This window comes from Arthrobacter sp. 10N43 (genome assembly GCF_056394525.1).
The window spans coordinates 327,646-347,590 of record NZ_JBFTIA010000004.1 but is presented as its reverse complement, the minus strand read 5'-3'; the positions used below and the strand labels follow the sequence as shown (position 1 = coordinate 347,590).

Genomic DNA, 19,945 nt, shown 5'->3' with positions numbered 1-19,945 from the left:
ACGACTGTTGACTAGGACTGTTCCGGGCGGGTGCCGCGGCCGCCGAGGGCGCGCGTGACGTCGCCGGCCTGCTTCAGGGTGGCCCGGAGCTCCTTGGGCAGGGAGAACAGGAGGTCTTCCTCGGCGGTGACGACTTCCTCTACGGATCCGTAGCCATAGTCGGCCAGCAGCCGGAGCACGTCCTTGACAAGCACTTCGGGGACGGAGGCCCCGGAGGTCACGCCCACGGTGGCCACGCCTTCGAACCAGGCCTCATCGACCTCGTTGGCGAAGTCCACCCGGTAGGAGGCCTTCGCGCCGTATTCCAAGGCGACCTCCACAAGGCGGACGGAATTCGATGAGTTGGCGGAACCCACAACGATCACGAGGTCCGCCTGGGGCGAGATCTTCTTGATGGCCACCTGGCGGTTGGTGGTGGCGTAGCAGATGTCGTCGCTGGGCGGGTCCTGCAGGGTGGGGAACCGCTCCTTGAGGAGCCGGACGGTCTCCATGGTTTCGTCCACGCTGAGGGTTGTCTGCGAGAGCCAGATGACCTTCTCCGGGTCGCGGACCGTGACCTTGTCCACCTCGTGCGGGCCGTTGATGATCTGGATGTGTTCGGGGGCCTCGCCGGCGGTGCCTTCGACTTCCTCATGGCCGTCGTGGCCGATCAGCAGGATGTCGAAGTCGTCCTTGGCGAAGCGTACGGCTTCGCGGTGCACCTTGGTGACAAGCGGGCAGGTCGCGTCAATGGTGCGCAGGCCGCGGTCCTCGGCGGACTGGACGACGGCGGGCGAGACGCCGTGCGCGGAAAAGATCACGAGGGCGCCCTCGGGGACCTCGTCGGTTTCGTCGACGAAGATGGCCCCCTTCTCTTCAAGGGAGCTGACCACGTGGACGTTGTGCACGATCTGCTTGCGGACGTAGACCGGCGGGCCGTAGTGCTCCAGGGCTTTTTCCACCGCGATGACTGCACGGTCAACGCCGGCACAGTAGCCGCGCGGGGCCGCGAGCAGGACCTTTTTCGGTCCGGCGACGGGGGCCGCCGCCAGGACGTCTTCCGGTGAACGCCGTCGGCGCGGTACGGATGGCATCGGAACGGAAACAGCGGTGGTGGTCATGCTCCCATGCTACCGGTGTTCAATGTTGGCCCTTTTGCGGCCCCCGAGAACGCGGACAGCAAGTCCGGCGACCAGCAGGGCACCGCCCGCCACGGCGGTCGCGGCAATCCACTGGCCGAAGCTGGCCGAGCATGCGGCGACAAATTCGTTCTTGAAGAGCTCCGCCACATCGTTGCCGCTCGAGGTCCGGGCGACGGCGGCCCCGGCGGCATCGCCGGCCAGCTTCCACGCACCGGCAAGCACCAGCGCACCAAGGCCCATGCCGGCCAGGACGGTCCACCGGCGTCGGGCCGCGACAAAGGCCAGGGCGAAAGCGATGGCCGCGCCGACGGCAACGGCGTACCCCATCGGGGCGTAGACGGTGACACGTTCAATCCACTGGCGCTGGTCGGACTGCCCGATATGGATCAGCACCTGTCCGGGGGCCTCCAGCGGAAGGGTGGTCGCGTCGGCGACTTGCTTGGCCACAAGCCCGGCAAGCGGCGCGACATCGAGGGTGAGCGAAGAGGTGCCATCGACCTCCGGCGGCAGCGTGCTGGGGTCGGCGAACGTGAGGCGGTGGCTCTTGCGCAGGGTTTCAGCCCAGGCCTCCGAGTAGCCGGGCAGTCCCGTCAGTGACTGGGCCGCTTTGTCCAGGACCGGGCGTGCCAACTCCGTCAAGGCTTCGGGGATGCCGGCGCTGGAGGCCACGCCGGCGACGGCGGCCCTGGCCAGCCGCTGCTGGAAGGCCGGGTCCTTGCCCAGCGGCGCGGTCAGCGCCACGAAGCCCTCTTCCTGGACGATGTTCCGGTCCACCCACATGGCTGGAACCGCGACGGCGGTCATCACGAGCCCGATGAGGACGGCGGCGGCGGAGACAAAAGTGCGCAAAGGATTCCTAGGAGGTTGATGGCGTCCCTCCCATCCTAGGACGGGTCCGGGCGCGGCCATAAAGTCGGGCCCCGGTGGTAGAGCTATGGATAGAGTTGAAAGTGACAACTTCCGGCTGCCGGCCGGCACCCACCCGCCGCAAAAGCGGGGCCGCCGGCAGTCCCCCCAACAAGGGCACGCAGCAAAGGACACGCACACATATGCACAGGGCCCCCTACAAGGCACTCCCGCAGGCACTCCGGGCCATGGAACCCTCGCATGCCTGAGGACGCGGCGGCCACGACACTGCCGGCCACCGCAGCTGAAACCAGCCCGGACAACCCGTGGCCGCTGCAGTTGCTGTCCCAGAAGCTCAAGATGCACATCGACCGCGCACCCTCGGCATGGATTGAGGGGCAGGTGATCGAGCTGAACCGGCGCGGCAGCAACGCCTACCTGACGCTGCGGGACATCGACGCCGAAATCTCGCTGCCGGCGTCGGTCTGGACCACCGTTCTGGACCGTCAGGCCGCTCCACTGGAACGCGGTTCCCGGGTTGTGGCATTGATCAAGGCCGAATTTTGGCTCAAGACGGGCCGCCTGAACATGTCCGTGAAGGACATCCGTCCCGTGGGGCTCGGCGACCTCCTCGCGCGGATCGAACGGCTGCGCCAGGCCCTCGCCGCCGAAGGGCTCTTTGCCGATTCCCGCAAAAAGCGGCTTCCGCTGCTCCCGCACCGGATCGGCCTGATCACCGGGCGGGACTCTGACGCCAAGAAGGATGTGCTGCGCAACGCTGCCCTCCGCTGGCCGGCCGTCGAATTCGAGATCCGCGAGGTCGCCGTCCAAGGCAACACCGCCGTAGCCCAGATGGTCGCGGCATTGCGGGAGCTTGATGCCCACCCCGTCGTCGATGTCATCGTCATTGCCCGCGGCGGAGGCGCGCTCGAGGACCTGTTGCCGTTCAGCAGCGAGGAGCTCATCCGGGCCGTCTCGGACGCTTCCACCCCCGTGGTGAGTGCGATCGGGCACGAAGCGGACCGGCCCATCCTCGACGACGTCGCAGACCTCAGGGCCTCGACGCCCACCGATGCCGCGAAGAGGATCGTTCCTGATGTCGCGGAAGAGCTCGTCCGGGTCCGGCAGGCACGTGACCAGCTCAGGCGCGGGGTTACCCGGCTCGTCGAGCGCGAGGGCGACCGGCTGGCATCCTTGCGCTCCCGCCCGGTGCTGCTCTCCCCCGACGTCATGATCACCCACCGCCACGACGACGTTGAAAGGTTCAAGGGCCGTGCGCATGCGGCCATCAGTACGGCCGTCGTCCGGGCCGCGGACCAGCTGGTCCACCTCAAGGCGCAGGTGCGCGCGCTCTCGCCGCAGAAAACGCTGGATCGAGGCTACGCCGTGGTCCAGCTCGCCGGCGATGGAACAGCCGCGGCGACGCACCGGGACGTGGTGCGGCACCCTTCGCAGGCGCCCGCAGGCACGGACCTCACGGTACGGGTGGCAGGCGGCCGGTTCACCGCCCAGTCCACGGGCGGCCAGGAGCCGGCCGAGGAGTGACCCGGCGGACACGCCTAACCACTGCAGGAAAAGACATTGCGGAAGCAGAGACCGCACCAACCAAGGAGCACGCACATGGCAGCAGAATCAATCCCCAACGCCGACATCGAGGCCCTCAGCTACGAGGACGCCCGCGAGCAGCTCGTCGCCGTGGTCGGCAAGCTGGAGGCCGGCGGCGCCAGCCTGGAGGAATCCCTCGCACTCTGGGAGCGCGGCGAGGCATTGGCCAAGCGCTGCGAACAATGGCTCGAAGGCGCCCGCAAGCGGCTCGCCGCGGCCCGGGACCACGCCGCCGAAAAGAGCTAGGCACCAGCCCTGCAAAGACGGCTGTCACCGGCCCTCTAAAAGCGCAGTTCAGGAGCGCTGGACCAGTTCGCGCTCCATGTCAAGGTCCATGTCCGGAACCGGCCATTGGAGATTCATGCCTTCGAGTGCTTCCAGGAGGAGTTGCTGCACGGCGATGCGGGCGTACCACTTCTTGTTAGCCGGGACGACGTGCCAGGGCGCGTGCTCGGAGCTGGTCTGCTCGAACGCGGCCTGGTAAGCGTCCATGTAGTCGCCCCAGAAGGCCCGTTCCTTAAGGTCGTTGCTGCTGTACTTCCACCTCTTGGCTGGATCCTCCAGACGGGCGAGCAGCCGTTCCTGCTGCTCGCCGCGGCTGATGTGCAGCATGACCTTGACGATCTTCGTTCCGGCGGCCGTCTGCCGGGCCTCGAATTCGTTGATGGCCCGGTAGCGGCGCTCCAGTTCCTCGGCGTCCGCCCAGCGGTGCACCCGGTGGATCAGGACATCCTCATAGTGGGAGCGGTCAAAGACGCCCACCATGCCGGCAGCGGGCACTTCCTTTTCGATCCGCCAGAGGAAGTCGTAGGACTGCTCCTCGGGGGTGGGCGCCTTGAACGACTTCAGCTGCACGCCCTGGGGATTCATCTGGCCCATCACATGGTTGACGATTCCGCCCTTGCCCGCGGTGTCCATCGCCTGCAGGACCAGCAGCACACGCTTCTTCCCGCCGGTCCGGGACTCAGCGAAGAGCTGCTCCTGCAGTTGCGTCAGCTTGCCGTCGAGTTCACTGAGCAGCTTTTCCCCGGCAGCCTTGTCACCGTCGTAGCCCGGTGTGGAGCCGGGGTCGACGTCCTGGAGGCTGAACTTCTTCCCTGTCTTCAGGGTTTCGGAAGGGTGTTCGTCGAAGTCCACGACATCTGCCATCAAAGCCTCTTTCCGGTTTGGGCAGTCCGCCTGCCGGGCGTTCGACCAGCAGCGCTGCTGAGACGAAGCCTAGTTCCCTTTGTATCGGCTCAGGAAGTCCGCCATCCGGTTGATTGCTTCCTCGAGGTCCTTGACGTTTGGCAGTGTCACCATCCGGAAGTGGTCCGGCCGGACCCAGTTGAACGCCCGGCCGTGGGAGAGCAGGATCTTCTGTTCGCGGAGCAGGTCCAGCACGAATTTCTCGTCGTCGCGGATGTGAAAGACCTCGGGGTCCAGCTTCGGGAACAGGTACATGGCCCCGCGGGCCTGCTGCGTGCTGACGCCCGGGATGGCGTTGAGCATGTCGTAGGCCTTGTTCCGCTGCTCCAGGAGGCGTCCGCCGGGCAGGATCAGGTCGTTGATGCTCTGGTAGCCGCCGAGGGCAGTCTGGATGGCGTGCTGGGCCGGCACGTTGGCGCACAGGCGCATGTTGGCCAGCAGGTTGATGCCCTCAAGATAGTCCGCGGCGTCTTTTTTCGGCCCGGAGATGGCCATCCAGCCGGCCCGGAATCCGCACACCCGGTACGCCTTGGAGAGTCCGCTGAAGGTCAGGCACAGGACGTCGTCGCCGGTGAGGGCGGCGAGGTTCACGTGCACCGCGTCTTCGTACAGGATCTTCTCGTAGATTTCGTCGGCGAAGAGCACCAGGCCGTGCTTCTCGGCGAGGGCGACGATCTTTTTCAGTGTGGATTCCGGGTACACCGCGCCGGTGGGGTTGTTGGGGTTGATGATCACGATGCCCTTGGTGCGCGGGGTGATCTTCGCTTCCATGTCCTCGAGGTCGGGCTGCCAGCCGGTTTCCTCGTCGCAGAGGTAGTGCACGGGCTTGCCGCCGGCGAGGGCAACCGAGGCCGTCCATAGCGGGTAGTCCGGGGTGGGGATCAGGACCTCGTCGCCGCCGTCGAGCAGGGCCATGAGCGACATGGTGATCAGTTCGCTGACACCGTTGCCGAGATAGATGTCATCCACGTGGATGTTCTGGATCCCGCGGGTCTGGTAGTACTGCGAGACGGCGGTGCGGGCCGAGAAAATGCCGCGCGAGTCGCTGTAGCCCTGGGCATGCGGCAGGTGGCGGATCATGTCCACCAAAATGGCGTCCGGCGCTTCAAACCCGAAAGGGGCCGGGTTACCGATGTTCAGTTTGAGGATCCGGTGACCCTCCGCCTCCATCTGCTGGGCGGCCTGAAGAATCGGTCCACGGATGTCGTAAAGGACATTATGAAGCTTGGTGGACTGCTTGAATTCTGCCATTCATCAAATATGCCATATGGCGGATGTACTTCCGTTGAGACATGACTCACACGCTGACCGGGCAGTAACAACAACGACGCCGGCGTCCGGGCTGTGGGCCCGGACACCGGCGTCGGTGGCAGCCAAACGGTTGCAGTCAGTCGTCGGCAGTCAAAAGTCTCGCTACTGCTTGACGATGCCCTTTTCCTTCAGCCACGCGTCTGCGGCATCCTTCGGGTTCTGCTTCTGGCTGCCGCTCACGGCACGGTTGAGGTTGATGAGGTCTTCGGTGGTGAGGACCTTGGACACGGAGTTGAGGGCTTCCTTCGCCTTGTCCGTCATCTTGGCCGTGTTGTACAGCGGCAGCACCTGCTGGGCGATGAAGTTGTTCTTCGGATCCTCCAGCACCACGAGGTCGTTGTCCGGGATGGAGGGGGTGGTGGTGTAGATGTCTGCGACCTGGACCTGGTCAGAGAGCAGTGCCTTAAGCGTGACGGCGCCGCCGCCGTCGCTGAACGGTTCGAGCTTCTTCGGCACGCAGTTGTAGTTCTTCGCCAGCCCGGGCAGCCCGTAGGCGCGCTCGGCGAAGGTCGCCGGGGCGCCAATCACGAGATCGCCGCATACCTTGGCCATGTCCTCGATGGACTTCAGCTGGTGCTTTTCGGCGGTGGCCTTCGTGACCACCATGGCGTCCTTGTCCTCGGCCTTGGAGGCGTCCAGCACGGCCAGGCCCTGTGGGAGCTTGGTGGGGAGGGCCTTTGCGATGTCCTCTGCGGAGACCTCGGTGGCGTCCTTGTTTACGTACAGCAGGAGGTTGCCGCTGTAGTCGGGAACGACGTCCACGGAGCCGTCCTGGACTGCTTTGATGTAGACCTCGCGCGAGCCGATGTTCGGCTTGGTGCTGGCGGTGACACCCGCGGCGTTCAGGGCGCCGGCGTAGACCTCTGCCAGGATCTGGCTCTCCGGGAAATCGGCGGAACCGATCACCAGGGCGCCGCCGGAACCGGAGGCGGCACCGCTGCTGGCCGGGGCCGAGCTGAGCGGGTTGGATGAGCCTCCGCAGGCGGACAGGGCCATGGCCAGTCCGACGCCGGCGGCCACGGCGCCGAATGCGCGCCTGCCGAGGGCTGGTGGGCGGGATTCCTTCATGACGTACCTCCTTGAACAACAGTCCCCGCGAGTACGGGATCTGTGAGATCAACCGCAGCCTGCTGGCTGCGGTTTGGCTGTGACGAGGCGCCCCGTGACAGGAACAGCCTCTGAATCAGGGCAAGGACAAGGTCGACGGCGATGGCGAGGGCCGCGATCAGCAGTGAGCCGCCCAGCATCTGCGGGAAGTCCGAAAGCGCGAGCCCGTCGAACAGGTAGCGGCCCAGGCCGCCCAGGTTGATGTAGGCGACCACGGAGACCGTGGCAATCACCTGGAGCACCCCGGTCCGGAAGCCGCCGTACATCACGGGCAGCGCGTTGGGGAATTCCGCCCGGAACAGGACCTGCCATTCGGTCATGCCCATGGCGCGGGCGGCGTCCACCACATTGCGGTCCACACTGGAGATCCCGGCGTAGGTGCCGGCCAGCAGGGGCGGCACCGTGAGGATCACCAGGGCCCAGATCGGCGGCATCAGGCCGATGCCGGCGAGCAGCACGAACAGCGTGAGCAGGCCGAGCGTGGGCAGGGCCCGCAGCGCGCCGGCGAGTGCCACGATGGCAACCCGCCCGCGGCCGGTGTGCCCGACGTACAGGCCGATGGGGACGGCGATGGCCGTGGCGATCACCATCACCAGGCCCGTGTAGAACAGGTGTTCGGCCAGCCGGGTGGGTATTCCGGCGCTGCCGGACCAGTTCGCCGGATCGGTGAGCCAGGCAAAGGTGTCCGTGACGACATTGCTCATGCGTTTGCCCCTCCGGTCTTGGGACGCGAAAGCCGCATCGCCGCGGCAGGGGCACCCGTCTTGTCCTGGCCGGCGTCCGAATCGGCACCGGCACCCTTGGCCCCCGCCGCGCGGGTCCAGGGAGTCAGCAGCCATTCGAGAAGGACCAGGATGGAGTCCATCAGCAGCGCGAGGATCAGGATGGCGATGATGCCCACCACCACTTCGGTGACGAAATCGCGTTGCAGCCCAGAGGTGAAGAGCATTCCGAGGTTGCCGATGCCGAGGAGCGCCGCGACGCTGACCAGCGAGATGTTGCTGACCGAGACCACTCGCAGCCCGGCGAACATGACCGGCAGGGACAGCGGCAGGTCGATCTGCATGAAGCGGGCGAAGGGTTTGAAACCCATGGCGACGGCGGCCTGCCGCAGGTCCTCGTCCACCGAGTCAAAGGCATCCAGCGCGGCGCGCACCAGCAGGGCGACCGCGTAGATGGTCAGGGCCACGACCACGTTGACGGGATCCAGGATCCGGGTTCCGATGATGGTGGGCAGGATGATGAAAAGCGCAAGGGACGGGATCGTGTAGAGCAGCGAGGAGCCTGTGAGCACCGTGGACCGAAGCCCCCGGTTCTGCCGGGCGAGCTGGGCCAGCGGGACCGCGATGAGGATCCCGAACACCATCGGCAGGATGGCCAGGATCAGATGCTGGCCGGCGAGGCTGAAGACCTGTGCGCTGTTGGCCAGGAACCACTGCATCAGAGCCCCCTGTGCCGGATGCTGCGGTCAGACTCGATCACGGCGAGGACTTCGGAGGCCGCGATGACGCCGGCCACCCGGCCGTCGTCGTCCACGGCGACGCCGAGACCGGACGGGGAGGACAGCGCCGCGTCCAGGGCCCGGCGGAGCGTGTCCCCCTTGCGGAACAGGGAGCCGCCGGGAACCATCGCCGGACCGGCACCGGTGGCAGTGCCGGGCCCGGCCCAGCCGAGGGGGCGCAGCGTGTCATCGACCACCAGCTGCCATTCATCGGAGCTCCCCTCCTGCTGGAGCAGTTCGGATGTGACCGTCCGGACGGGGTGGATGGTGACGCCGTCGGAGGGGCTGAAGGCCAGGTGCCGGAATCCGCGGTCGCGGCCCACGAAGGCGGCCACGAACTCGTTTGCCGGAGCCCGCAGGATCTCCGCGGGGGCGGCGTATTGCGCCAGTTTGCCGCCGACGGCGAAGACGGCAACTTTGTCGCCCAGGACGGTGGCCTCGTCGATGTCGTGGGTGACGAAGACGATCGTCTTTGCCAGGTCATGCTGGAGCCGGAGCAGCTCTTTCTGGAGTTCGTCGCGGACCACAGGGTCCACGGCACTGAAGGGCTCATCCATGAGCAGCACGGGAGGATCGGCCGCGAGCGCCCGGGCCACGCCGACGCGCTGCTGCTGGCCGCCCGAGAGCTGAGACGGGTACCGCTTGCCGAGCGAGGAAGCCAGCCCGACGACGTCGAGCAGTTCCTGGGCGCGCTTGCGGGCTTCGGTTTTGGATACCCCGTTCAGCCGGGGAACGGTGGCGATGTTGTCCAGCACCGAGCGGTGCGGCATCAGCCCGGAGGACTGCATGACGTAACCCATGGACCGCCGCAGCTGCGCGGCGGGCACCGAGGTGACGTCGGCGCCGTCGACGGTGATGACGCCGGAGGTGGGCTCCACCATGCGGTTGATCATCCGCAGGGAGGTGGTTTTTCCGCAGCCGGAGGGTCCCACGAACACGGTGATGGCGCCCTTGTCGATGGACATGGTCAGCCCGTCGACGGCGGGCTGGCCACCCTGGTACTGCTTCGTGACGTTCTGGAACTCGATCATGGCTTCGGCCATTTCCGGGCTTACCTAACTGTTGGTGGCAACATCGACAGGGACCAGCCAACTTCATCAGTGTGCTGGCCATAAAGCAGTTAGCACTTAGACTAACCAGCACTCATGACAATGTCATGGAAATGCAGTCAGCGGCGCCGCGGCTCCCGTAAGGCTTCGGAAGCACAACGAATCCGGATGGGTGCCACGCCGAAAATGCCTCCGGCGCGGCACCCGGAGCGTTGGGGCAGCGCCGGTTGCCTCAGCGGGGCCGCTGCCGGCCGTTCTTGGCCCCGCTCTTGCCTTTGCCGTTGCCGCCCTTGCCGCTGTTCTTGCCGTGGCCCGGACCGTTTTCGTGGTTTTCCCGTTCGGCTGCCCGCTGGCTCTTGCCCGCCACCGCGATTTTTTGGTGCCATTCGCGCTGGTAGGCCCGCCGGGCCGCCGCGTCATGGCGGCGGGCCAGGGCGGCGAGCTCGCGCTGCAGCTTCAGGTAGCTGGCCCACCGGCGGTCATCCAGGACGCCGTCGGCGAGTGCGGCCTGGACGGCACAGCCGGGTTCCCCGCCGTGGGCGCAGTCGGAGAACCGGCAGTGGCCGAAGAGTTCTTCGAGGTCGCCGAACATTTCTTCCATGCCTTCCTCGGCGTCGAAGATCCCGAAGCCGCGCACCCCCGGGGTGTCCATCAGGACGGCACCGCCGGGCAGGGGAACCAGTTCGCGGGAGGTGGTGGTGTGCCTGCCCTTTCCGTCGCCGGCGCGGACTGCCCCGGTCTCCTGGGCCTGGACCCCGGCGAGCGCATTGATGAGCGTGGACTTGCCGGCACCCGATGGTCCCAGCAGCACCAGGGTGCCGCCGGGCGGCAGATGGCCCAGCACTTCGTCCAGGCCGTCGCCGTACTCGGCGGAGGTGGTGACGACGTCAACGCCGGCCGCCTGGCGCACGACCGTCCCCACGACGTCGTCCGCGAGATCCGCGAGATCCGCCTTCGTGATGATCACGAGCGGTTTGGCGCCGGAGTCCCACGCGGCAACCAGCGTCCGTTCCAGGCGGTTGTGCGTGAGCGGCCGGTCCACGGGGACGACGATGCCGACGACGTCCATGTTGGCGCCAAGGACCTGCGCCTCGGAGGAGGACTCGAAGGCACGCTTCCGGCTCAGCTCCGAGTGGCGCGGCAGGATGCCTACGATGGCGGGCTCCCCCGCCGCATTCGAACCCAGCCAGACCCAGTCCCCGGTGGCGGGAAGGTCCCCTCCGCGAGGGTAGGGCAGGTGGGCGGTCCGGTCGCAGTCGGCCACCAGGACAAGGTTGCGGTCTACCCGGATGACGCGGCCCGGGCGGTGGCCCCCCGACACGGGATGGGCCGCGAACCGCTCCGCGATTCCGGCCGTGTAGCCGTAACGGACAGGGCCGGCGGGGCTGTCCTCATAGGCGGATCCTTCAGGGGAAAGCCCTTCAAGGGAAGATGCGGAATCAGTGGACTGGGCGCTGCGGGCGCCCTGGGATGCAGCATGAATGATCAACGAAAACCCTTTGATGGGGCCCCGTGGTGCGGCGCAGATACGCTGCGGGCGGCGTGTGCCGCGGGTGCGTGGAAACTAGCGCTGAATGGCTAGGCCGCGCCGTGGGACGGGGCAGGAGTAATGACGTGGCTTGATTCGGTGCGCTGAGCACTCAGAAATATCGCATTCATTGCTTCCACCTCCCCATCGTTTGCCGGCCTGCTGTGGCCTGCTGTGGCCTGCTGTGGCGTCCGCGGCCGGGCGGTTTCTACAGAATAGCCAAGGCGCCCGCGCCTGGCCAGCAATTTAGCCGGAAAGTTTTCCGTTCAGCGGCCTCTCGCGGTACAGACGCAGTCCGGCATCCACCAGCGACACTCGGTTCAGCTCGGCCACCGCATCCAGCGGAATCCAGGCCGCGTGGGTGGTGCTGCCATTTACTTCGTGGCGCAGTTCCCCGCCTGTGATCGTCGCCTCGTAGACGAGCCGGAGCGACTGGAAGTCCCGCTCGCCGCCGTCGAGCCGGACCTCCGACGGCCAGTGGCCGACGTCGATGCCCAGCATCACGCCGACCTCGGCGTTGTAGCCGGTTTCCTCGTGGATCTCGCGGCGGCAGCCGTCCACCGGGTGTTCGGCCAGGTCCAGCCCGCCGCCGGGCAGCGTCCAGCCCTCGCGGCCGTCCTGCTTCCAGTACGCCAGGAGGATCTCGGCATCACGGATGATGACAGCGTAGGCGGCGGGCCGGGTATCGAATTGCATGCTCATCCCTCCAGCGTAGTAGCCGGAGGGATTCGCTCCTGCTACTGCTGTTCGGCCACCAACTGGAGCACTCCAAAGACGGGTTCCTGCTCCAGGACCCGGACATCGGTGATCCCCGCGGCGGCAAGTGCCGCGCGGAAGGACTCCTGCAGGCGCGGCACGTTCATGCCGAGCCCGCCGCCCAGGATGACGGGACCCTCGAGGCCGAGCTGCCGGACGGTCTGCGCGGCGAGCTCGGCGAGGTCGCTCCCGGCCTGGTCCATGAGGGCCTGGCTTGGCGCGTGGCCGGCGCCGGCAGCTTCCACCACGAGCCGGGCCTGCTGGGCCCAGAAGCGGCGTCCGGTCGCGGGCGAGTGGAAGAGTGCGATCAGCATGTTGGGGTGGTCCACACCGCAGGATGCCAGCAGGGCGCTGCTGAGTTCGTCCGGTTCCAGCCCCTGGTTCATCCGCCGCAGGCTGTGGCGGACGGCCTCCCGGCCCAGCCAGTAGCCGCTGCCCTCGTCGCCGAGCAGGTAGCCCCAGCCGCCGGCCCGGGCTTCCCCGCCGCGGCTGTTCCTGCCCCACGCCGCCGAGCCAGTGCCGGCGATTACTGCGACGCCGGTGCTGGCGCCGCCCGCAGCAAGCAGCAGACGGGTGTCGTGGACCACCGTGATCCGCGCGCCGGGCACGTGGGGGGCAATCAGTGCCGCGAGGGCCGCGGCGTCGTCGTCAGTGTCGATCCCGCCGGCTCCGACGTAGACCTGGGCGACGTCTCCCCCGCCGATCCTGGCGAAGAGTTCTGCCAGGTTGCGGGCCGCTTCCTCGGGCGTGACGTTCTGGACGTTGGAGCTGCCCACTGATTCGTCGGCCACGGGCGCGCTGTTTTCGAACCGGACGCCCCGGGTTTTGGTGCCGCCGATGTCCAGGCCAATCACGGCACCCGTCACCGCAGCGTCGGATGGCATGGTGGAAGATGGAACGGAGTCCGCCGCCGGCGGCATATCAGTGTTAGTCACTCGAACAGGTTACTGAATCGCTGCAAGGAGCCCGCATTGCCCTACGATCTTGTCGGCACACCCGTCATCGCGGCGCCCATGGCCGGAGGAACTTCCACGCCGGCGTTTGTCGAGGCCGTGCACCGCGCCGGCGGGCTGGGCTTCCTGGCGGCCGGGTACAAGAGCGTGGGTGCCATGCAGGCGGATATCCGGGCTACCCGGGCGTCCGGAGCCCGGTTCGGCATGAACGTCTTCGTTCCGGACCCGGCCCAGCTGCCGTCGCCGGCATCGGTGCTGGCGGAACTCGAGGACTACCGGCTGCAGTTGGTGGCCGATGCCCGGCGTTACGGCGTGGAGCTCCCGCAGCTTCGGCTCGATGACGATGACCAGTGGCAGGGCAAGATCGAGGCCCTGCTGGCGGACCCGGTGGAGCTGGTGAGTTTCGCCTTCGGCCTCCCGGGTCCCGACGTCGTCACCGCCCTGCAGCGGGCGGGCTCGGCGGTGCTTGCCACTGTCACCACCGTGGCCGAGGCCCTGCAGGCGGCAGACCAGGGGGTGGACGCACTCGTGGTGCAGCACGCGAGCGCCGGCGGGCACAGCGGGGCGTTCCTTCCGGCCTTGGGATTGCAAGCTGGCGGATCCCAGGCCAGCGGATCCGAGGCGGCCGGCACGACGGCGGAGCTGGTCGCCCAGGTGCGGTCCGACGTCGGCCTCCCGCTGGTGGCCGCGGGCGGCATCATGGATGCTGCGGGGCTCGATGCTGTGCTGCGCGCGGGCGCGGTTGCCGCCCAACTGGGCACGGCGTTCCTCCGCACTGATGAAGCCGGCACCCGGCGGCTGCACAAGGATGCCCTGGCCGATCCGCATTTCAGCCGGACCCGGCTGACCCGCGCCTTCACCGGCCGGCAGGCCCGCTCCCTGGAGAACGAATTTGTCCGCGACCACCCCGAGGCACCTGTTGGCTACCCGGCCATTCACCACCTCACGGCCCCCATCCGGGCCGCGGCCGCCGCAGCGGGAGACGCGGAGCGCCTGAACCTGTGGGCGGGCACGGGCTGGCAGCAGGCCCAGGCCGGCCCCGTGGCCGACGTCGTGCGCGGACTGCTCGCCGGCCGCTGACGCCCGACGCACCCACACACACCGACACACCGGCGTCGAAATCGCCGGAAGCGTGCGAAACCGCGGATGTCTTACGGCGATTTCGCACGCTTCCGGCGACCTCAGCGGCCTGGGCGGCCTCAGGGGCTTGGGCGGCCCCGGCGCACAAGTCGGCCCGGCTCAGCCTGCCGAGCGTTCGCGCACGAAGCCTGCCAGGAGCGCAGGCCCGTCGCGCAGCACGAGTTCGCGGAACAGGCGCACGGAGTCGGGCTCGGCATCGGCCCTGGCATTCCGCGAGACCGGCTCCCGCCACGCCAGGCCGATCTCACGGAACGCCAGCGCCGAATCCAGGGCAATCTCCACCCACCCCGGCCCGCCGTCGTCGGCTCCGGTCCCGGTCCCGGGCGACGGGTCCTGGCTGTCTGGTACGGCTCTGCCGGGTGCGGAGCCTCCCGGCGGCAGTATGCTGACGCCGAGCCCGGCCGAGACGAGTCCACGGACGGTGTGCGAGTCCTGGCTCTCGAAGGCAATGCGGGGGCGGAATCCGGCCTCCCGGAACAACGCATCGGTCAGCGAGCGCATGCCATAGCCGGAACCCATCGCCACGAACGGCTCCTGCCGGATCTCGGCAACCCGGACCCGACGGCGGCCGGCCAGGGGATGACGGTGGTGCACCACCAGGCGCAGAGGTTCCCGGTAGAGCGCGGCCGAACTGATGGTTCTGCTTGGGGTGGCAACGGGCGCGGTCAGGGCCAGGTCTGCGGAACCCGCGGCCAGTTCAGCCAGGCAGCCGTCCCGTGCGCCCTGGCTGAGGTCAAAGGCTGTCTGCGGGTGCCGGCTCCGGAACGCACTGATGAGCAGCGGCAGCATCGCCTCGCCGAAGGTGTGCTGGAAGGCCACGGCGACCCGGCCGCGGACCACTTCGGACTCGTGCCGGACAAGGTCGAGTCCTGTCTGGAATTCACCCAGGGCGGCGTCTATGTGGGGCAGGAGAGCCTTCGCCGCCGGCGTCAGCCGAACGCCGCGGCCGTCCCGGACCAAGAGCTCCGTCCCCACGATGGCGCTGGCACGCGCAATGGCACGGCTCACCGTCGACTGCGGCACACCCAGGAGCTCGGCAGTCTCGGTGATGTGCTCCGTCCGCCCGAGTTCTGCCAGCAGCGGCAGGAGGGGCAGCAACTGCACGAGCTGCTTGTGTTCGACGTCCATGCGGCCTCCGCGGCATCGTTCCATATTTGCTATCTATTCTATGGAAATGATGCATTGGAAGCATCCCTTGGACACGTTCTAGCCTGAGGGTATGCCACGCTTTTCCGCACGCTCCAGTGCCGGTCCCAGTCCCGTGGCCAATCTCGCGGCCGCTCCTGCAGCTGGTCATAAGGCCGGCGCTGCTGCGTGGGCCGGGCATCCGAAAGGCTCCGCGGCCTACCGCCGGATTCTCGCCGGGCTTGCCTTTGCCGGCGTCGCGACCTTCGCCCAGCTCTACTCCACCCAGGCGGTCCTGCCGCTCCTGGCGACGGACTTGAAGATCTCGGCAGCGGAGGCCGCTCTGACGATCTCCCTGGCGACGGTGGGGCTGGCCCTGACCGTTCTGCCATGGTCCTTCCTGGCTGACCGGATCGGCCGCGTCCGGGCGATGATGTGGGGCATCTCGGCGGCCACTGTCCTGGGCCTGCTGGTCCCCCTGGCCCCCAGCTTCCCCGTGCTGCTGTGCCTGCGGATGCTTGAGGGAATGGCCCTTGGCGGGATCCCCGCCATCGCGATCGCCTACCTCAACGAAGAGGTCAACAAGGCCCACGCCGCGCTCGCTGCCGGGAGCTATGTCGCCGGGACCACGTTGGGCGGCCTGGCCGGCCGGCTGGTCGCCGGGCCTGTCGGCGAACTGTGGGGATGGCGGGCCGCCGCCCTGGCCGTCTCCGTCCTGGCTACCGGCGCGGCTGTCCTGTTCCTCGTCCTCGTCCCGCGGGCACAGGGATTCACCGCCGCGTCCGCGGCCGGATTCCGCGGTGCCATGGCCACCCTGGCCGGGCATGCCCGCAATCCCCGGCTGCTGGCACTCTACGTCCAGGCGTTCCTGCTCATGGGCGGTTTCGTGGCTGTCTACAACTACCTCGGTTTCCGGCTGTCCGGGGAACCATTCAGCCTGCCGGCCACCGCAATCAGCCTGATCTTCCTGGCCTACCTCTCCGGAACCGTCTCGGCGCGCTGGGCAGCCGGGCTGACCTCCCGGTTCGGCCGGCGCACCGTCCTGATTGCCGGCACCGCGCTGATGGCGGCCGGCCTGGCCCTGACGCTCACGCAGCTACTGGCCCTGATCCTCGTGGGACTGCTGCTGTTCACCGCCGGCTTCTTCGCGGCCCACAGCATCGGCTCGGGCTGGACCGGCGTGATCGCCACGACAGGCCGCGCGCAGGCCGCCTCGCTGTACAACCTCGCCTACTACCTCGGCTCCAGCGTGCTCGGCTGGGCCGGCGGCCTGATCTTCCAGGGGCTCGGCTGGACGGCCCTCGCCCTGACGGTCATCGGACTGGCATGCGCGACGGCGGCAATCACCGCCGTCGCGCATCCCGCCTCGGCGCCCGCAGCCGGACCTGCCGCTCCCGCCGCCGGCAAGGCGGCGGCAGGAACCGGCAAGGCGGCATCAGGGAACGCGGCGATGTCCGCTTAGACTGCCGCGTCCGGCTCGGCGCCGGATCCGGTTAGGCGTCCAGTCCCGCTACCGGGTCGACTCGATCGCCTGCACGAGATCCGCGACAATGTCGGCCGGGTCCTCCAACCCCACCGAAATCCGTAACAGGCTGGCGTGCGGCTTCGCCGCGGCCTCGACCGGCCTGTGGGTCAGGCCGGCCGGGTGCTGGATCAGGGTGTCGATCCCGCCAAGCGAAACGGCGTGCGTGATCATGCCGACGGCGGCCGGGATCCGCTCGGCGTGCTCGGCGCTGGCGAGCTCGAAGGCCATGAGCGATCCCGGCCCGGACATCTGCGTGCCGACCAGGCCCTGCGGATCGCATTCAGCCAGTCCCGGGTAGTAGACCCGCTTCACGAGCCCGTGCCCGGCCAGGGCCACCGCGACCTTTTCGGCGCCGCCCTGCTGGGCGCGGACCCGGACAGGGAGCGTCGCCAGGCCGCGGTGCAGCAGGTAGGCAGGCCACGGGGTCAGGATCCCGCCGGTGACGGCCCGGACCTGGCGCAGGCGGACCGCCCATTCAGAGCCTGCCGCCACCACGCCGCCCATCGCGTCGCCATGGCCGCCCAGGAACTTCGTGGCGCTGTGCAGCACCATGGCCGCACCATGTTTGAAGGGCTGCTGCAGCACCGGGCTGGCGAACGTGTTGTCCACCAGGAGCGGCACTCCGTCCGCGTCGGCGGCCACCCGGGCCATGTCCACGAGCTCGAGGGTCGGGTTGGCCGGCGTCTCCAGGATCACCAGGCCGGTATCCGGACGCAGCGCACCGCGGACGCCCTCCGGCGTCGTGAAGGTGACCTCGTTGCCCAGGACCCCGGAGGCGAGCAGGTAGTCGCTGCCGCCGTAGAGGGGCCGTACGGCGACAACATGTTTCTTGCCCGCCGCAACCACAGCGAGGAGCACGGCGCTGAGTGCCGCCATGCCGGTGGCAAAGGCGACCGACTCGGGCGTGCCTTCCAGGACGGCGACGCCTTCTTCGAAGCGTGCCACGGTGGGGTTCCACAGCCGCTGGTAGACGGTGCTTTGGCCTTCGGCATGCGACCCGCCGGTGGCCATGTGCTCGTAGGCCAGGCCGCCGTCGTGCACGGACGGCAGCGGCGCAGTCGTGGACAGATCGATGGGCACCGCGTGCACGCCCAGTTCCGTGAGCCCGTTCCGGCCTGCGTGGACCGCCAGTGAATCTTGTGAAAGCACCCTAACTCCTTACGAATATTCGCCATTGAATTCCGCAAGTATCTGGCAATAATTCGAGCTTTTGTAGAGGTTCTGAATGGAACTGTCGGATTATGCCGTTTATGATGAACGGACAACCCAACAAGGAGGATCCGTGAGCAGCAGTGCGAAGAATGTTCGGCCGGGAGCCAGCGAGCCGCTGGACGCGATCGACGAGCGCCTGCTCGCTGCCCTCGTCGCGGACGCCCGCATCTCGAACAAGCAGCTGGCAGAGCTCGTGGGGATCGCGCCGTCGACCGCGCTGATGCGCACCCGTGCCCTGTCCGAGCGTGGAATCATCGAGGGCTTCGAGGCCAATCTGAGCCTGTCCGCGATCGGGCGCTCAGTCCAGGCGCTCATTGCTGTCCGGCTCCGGGCCCACGACCGCGAGCAGATCGACCGCTTCACAGCCCGGGTGCCCAACCTCCCGGCAGTGCTCTCGACGTTCCACACGTCCGGGTCAGTGGACTACCTGCTGCACATCGCCGTGGCCACCACCGAGGACCTGCGGGACTGGGTGCTGGACAACCTGGCCACCGACCCCGTGGTGGGCCACACCGAGACCACGCTGGTTTTCGACCACATCCAGGGCAACCACGGCCCGCTGCCGTAACAGCGGGCAACGGCGCACTCAGGCCTGCCGGCGCAGCGACGTCCGCAGGGTGACGGCGGCCAGTGCCAGCGCGGCGGCAGCGCACACCGTGACAAAACCGGCGACGGCGCTCTGCAGCCCCACGGCCCCGGCCGCGAGCCCCAGCCCGATCACCGGCAAGGCGCTGCCGAGGTAGGTGATGACGTAGACGGTGCTGATGATCTGGGCATGCCGGGCGGCCTCCACCTTGCCGGCGACGTCGTTGAACACGGTCCGGAAGGCCACCCCCTGCCCCACGCCGGCCGTGATGCTGGCCAGGATGAGCAGCCACGGGCTGCTCCAGGCGGCGGCCGCGGCCATCAGCAGGACGGAAAAGCCCAGGACGGCCAGGCCGGCGGGGACGGCAAAACGCCCCCGGATGGCCAGCAGCTGGCTCAGGGCTGAAGATCCCAAAGTCAGCCCTGCCAGCAGGCCGATCAGTGGCCGCGAGTCGGCGTGCACGATCTGGGCGAAATAGCCCGGTGCGAGCGAGAGGCAAAAGCCGAAGACCGTGAAGCTCAGGAAGCCCACCGAGGAGGCCAGCCAGAAGGCCCCCCGCGCGTCGCTGGAGACCGACGGCCGCCGCGGCGCCAGGACGCGCAGCGGCTGGGGGCCGGCATGCAGGCTGATGGCGGGCCGCGCCTTGAGCAGGTAGAGGGGCACCAGAACTGCGGCGAGGACGAGGGAGTGCACGTAGTACGGCGTCGACGTCGGGCCCGGCAGGAGCGAGAGCATGCCGCCGATCGCGGGGCCCGCAGCAACTCCCCCGGCCGAGGCCAGGAGCGTGAACCGGGACGCCCACTCGGGCCGGCTGGGCAGGAGCTCGCGCAGGGCAGCCGAGCTGGCGCCCGTGGCGAGCGCCACCGCCACACCCTGCAGCGCGCGGCCGGCGCAGAGCGCCACGAGGCTGCTCGCGGTGGCGAAGACAAAGCCGCCGGCCAGACCCACCAGGACGGCCAGTACAAGGGCCGCGCGGCGTCCAATGTGGTCGGACCAGTGACCGGCAAGGACCAGGGTGGCCACCAGCGCAAGGACGTAGGCGGAGAACGCCACCGTGACGTCGAGCGCCGTGATCCCCAGCTTTGCCTGCAGCAGGGGGTAGAGCGGCGTCGCCAGGTTCGCGCCGACGAGCAGCGTGAAGATCACTACTCCGGCCATCACGAGCCGTGCGGTGGTGGAAGCGTCCCAACCCCAGCGGTCAGCTGTGGCCGGGCGCATGCGGAGTTCACTGAAGACTGTCATGTCCGTGCCCTTGCAAAGTGCAGGGCCGGGCTTTCCCTGTTGTGGGGGAACCGCCCGGCCCGGTCGAAGATTGGTACCTACAGAATGCGGCATCAATGATCTTCACGGCCAAGTTTCGTGCCAAAATTGAGCAAAACAGTCAATCTCTGA

General features: G+C 68.1%; 19 protein-coding genes. 5 read left to right on the top strand and 14 right to left on the bottom strand.

The genetic code is table 11. From position 1 onward, the window contains the following. Positions 1–11: 11 nt before the first annotated feature. Both AC1DDO_RS09855 and AC1DDO_RS09850 read right to left on the bottom strand, forming a co-directional pair. Positions 12–1,100 carry a 4-hydroxy-3-methylbut-2-enyl diphosphate reductase gene (locus AC1DDO_RS09855; RefSeq protein ID WP_441407320.1) on the bottom strand — a complete coding sequence of 363 codons (1,089 nt, stop codon included), beginning with the start codon at positions 1,098–1,100 and terminating at the stop codon, positions 12–14. Between the two features lie 9 nt (positions 1,101–1,109). Next, on the bottom strand, positions 1,110–1,970 hold the full coding sequence (locus AC1DDO_RS09850; RefSeq protein ID WP_476866575.1) for a hypothetical protein: 861 nt from the start codon (positions 1,968–1,970) through the stop codon (positions 1,110–1,112). 258 nt (positions 1,971–2,228) lie between these two features. On the opposite strand from AC1DDO_RS09850, the gene xseA reads away from it, so the two are divergent. Both xseA and AC1DDO_RS09840 read left to right on the top strand, forming a co-directional pair. Continuing rightward, positions 2,229–3,512 (top strand): exodeoxyribonuclease VII large subunit, encoded by a 1,284-nt coding sequence (xseA, locus tag AC1DDO_RS09845; protein WP_476866576.1) that lies wholly within the window; start codon positions 2,229–2,231, stop codon positions 3,510–3,512. Between the two features lie 75 nt (positions 3,513–3,587). Beyond that, entirely contained in the window at positions 3,588–3,818 is a 231-nt protein-coding gene (locus AC1DDO_RS09840; protein ID WP_441407317.1) for an exodeoxyribonuclease VII small subunit, read from the top strand. Positions 3,819–3,866: 48 nt separating this feature from the next. Here AC1DDO_RS09840 and AC1DDO_RS09835 read toward each other — a convergent pair whose 3' ends face one another. From AC1DDO_RS09835 to AC1DDO_RS09795, 9 genes are all read right to left on the bottom strand, one after another. After that, complete coding sequence (locus tag AC1DDO_RS09835; RefSeq protein ID WP_476971792.1) at positions 3,867–4,721, bottom strand: polyphosphate kinase 2 family protein; 855 nt, start codon at positions 4,719–4,721, stop codon at positions 3,867–3,869. Between the two features lie 69 nt (positions 4,722–4,790). Beyond that, positions 4,791–6,011 carry a pyridoxal phosphate-dependent aminotransferase gene (locus AC1DDO_RS09830; protein ID WP_441407315.1) on the bottom strand — a complete coding sequence of 407 codons (1,221 nt, stop codon included), beginning with the start codon at positions 6,009–6,011 and terminating at the stop codon, positions 4,791–4,793. Positions 6,012–6,173: 162 nt separating this feature from the next. Then, entirely contained in the window at positions 6,174–7,139 is a 966-nt protein-coding gene (locus tag AC1DDO_RS09825; RefSeq protein WP_441407314.1) for an ABC transporter substrate-binding protein, read from the bottom strand. Next, positions 7,136–7,882 (bottom strand): ABC transporter permease, encoded by a 747-nt coding sequence (locus AC1DDO_RS09820; RefSeq protein WP_476866578.1) that lies wholly within the window; start codon positions 7,880–7,882, stop codon positions 7,136–7,138. Before AC1DDO_RS09820 ends, AC1DDO_RS09825 begins: the two co-directional genes overlap by 4 nt. Then, on the bottom strand, positions 7,879–8,619 hold the full coding sequence (locus AC1DDO_RS09815; protein WP_476971791.1) for an ABC transporter permease: 741 nt from the start codon (positions 8,617–8,619) through the stop codon (positions 7,879–7,881). The genes AC1DDO_RS09820 and AC1DDO_RS09815 overlap by 4 nt, the downstream gene beginning before the upstream one ends. Beyond that, the gene (locus tag AC1DDO_RS09810; protein WP_476866580.1) at positions 8,619–9,722 is read right to left on the bottom strand and encodes an ABC transporter ATP-binding protein; all 1,104 of its coding nucleotides are present in this window, start codon (positions 9,720–9,722) and stop codon (positions 8,619–8,621) included. The genes AC1DDO_RS09815 and AC1DDO_RS09810 overlap by 1 nt, the downstream gene beginning before the upstream one ends. 238 nt (positions 9,723–9,960) lie before the next feature. Continuing rightward, on the bottom strand, positions 9,961–11,076 hold the full coding sequence (rsgA, locus tag AC1DDO_RS09805) for a ribosome small subunit-dependent GTPase A (RefSeq protein ID WP_476971847.1): 1,116 nt from the start codon (positions 11,074–11,076) through the stop codon (positions 9,961–9,963). Between the two features lie 426 nt (positions 11,077–11,502). Beyond that, complete coding sequence (locus tag AC1DDO_RS09800; RefSeq protein WP_476866581.1) at positions 11,503–11,958, bottom strand: NUDIX hydrolase; 456 nt, start codon at positions 11,956–11,958, stop codon at positions 11,503–11,505. A 35-nt stretch (positions 11,959–11,993) separates the two neighbouring features. After that, entirely contained in the window at positions 11,994–12,896 is a 903-nt protein-coding gene (locus AC1DDO_RS09795) for an N-acetylglucosamine kinase (protein ID WP_476866813.1), read from the bottom strand. 87 nt (positions 12,897–12,983) lie between these two features. Between AC1DDO_RS09795 and AC1DDO_RS09790 the strand changes: the two genes are divergently transcribed. Beyond that, entirely contained in the window at positions 12,984–14,045 is a 1,062-nt protein-coding gene (locus tag AC1DDO_RS09790) for a nitronate monooxygenase (RefSeq protein ID WP_476971790.1), read from the top strand. A gap of 159 nt (positions 14,046–14,204) precedes the next feature. Here AC1DDO_RS09790 and AC1DDO_RS09785 read toward each other — a convergent pair whose 3' ends face one another. Beyond that, on the bottom strand, positions 14,205–15,233 hold the full coding sequence (locus AC1DDO_RS09785) for a LysR family transcriptional regulator (protein ID WP_476866583.1): 1,029 nt from the start codon (positions 15,231–15,233) through the stop codon (positions 14,205–14,207). A 91-nt stretch (positions 15,234–15,324) separates the two neighbouring features. On the opposite strand from AC1DDO_RS09785, the gene AC1DDO_RS09780 reads away from it, so the two are divergent. Next, positions 15,325–16,692, top strand: coding sequence for an MFS transporter (locus AC1DDO_RS09780; protein WP_476866584.1), 1,368 nt, complete (start codon positions 15,325–15,327; stop codon positions 16,690–16,692). Between the two features lie 48 nt (positions 16,693–16,740). Here the strand turns inward: AC1DDO_RS09780 and AC1DDO_RS09775 are convergent, their stop codons facing one another. Then, positions 16,741–17,904: a trans-sulfuration enzyme family protein gene (locus AC1DDO_RS09775; RefSeq protein WP_476866585.1), complete on the bottom strand. Its 1,164-nt coding sequence runs from the start codon at positions 17,902–17,904 to the stop codon at positions 16,741–16,743. A gap of 133 nt (positions 17,905–18,037) precedes the next feature. Between AC1DDO_RS09775 and AC1DDO_RS09770 the strand changes: the two genes are divergently transcribed. Continuing rightward, the gene (locus tag AC1DDO_RS09770) at positions 18,038–18,535 is read left to right on the top strand and encodes an Lrp/AsnC family transcriptional regulator (protein WP_476866586.1); all 498 of its coding nucleotides are present in this window, start codon (positions 18,038–18,040) and stop codon (positions 18,533–18,535) included. Positions 18,536–18,553: 18 nt separating this feature from the next. Here the strand turns inward: AC1DDO_RS09770 and AC1DDO_RS09765 are convergent, their stop codons facing one another. Then, positions 18,554–19,795 carry an MFS transporter gene (locus AC1DDO_RS09765; protein WP_476866587.1) on the bottom strand — a complete coding sequence of 414 codons (1,242 nt, stop codon included), beginning with the start codon at positions 19,793–19,795 and terminating at the stop codon, positions 18,554–18,556. Positions 19,796–19,945 lie beyond the last annotated feature (150 nt).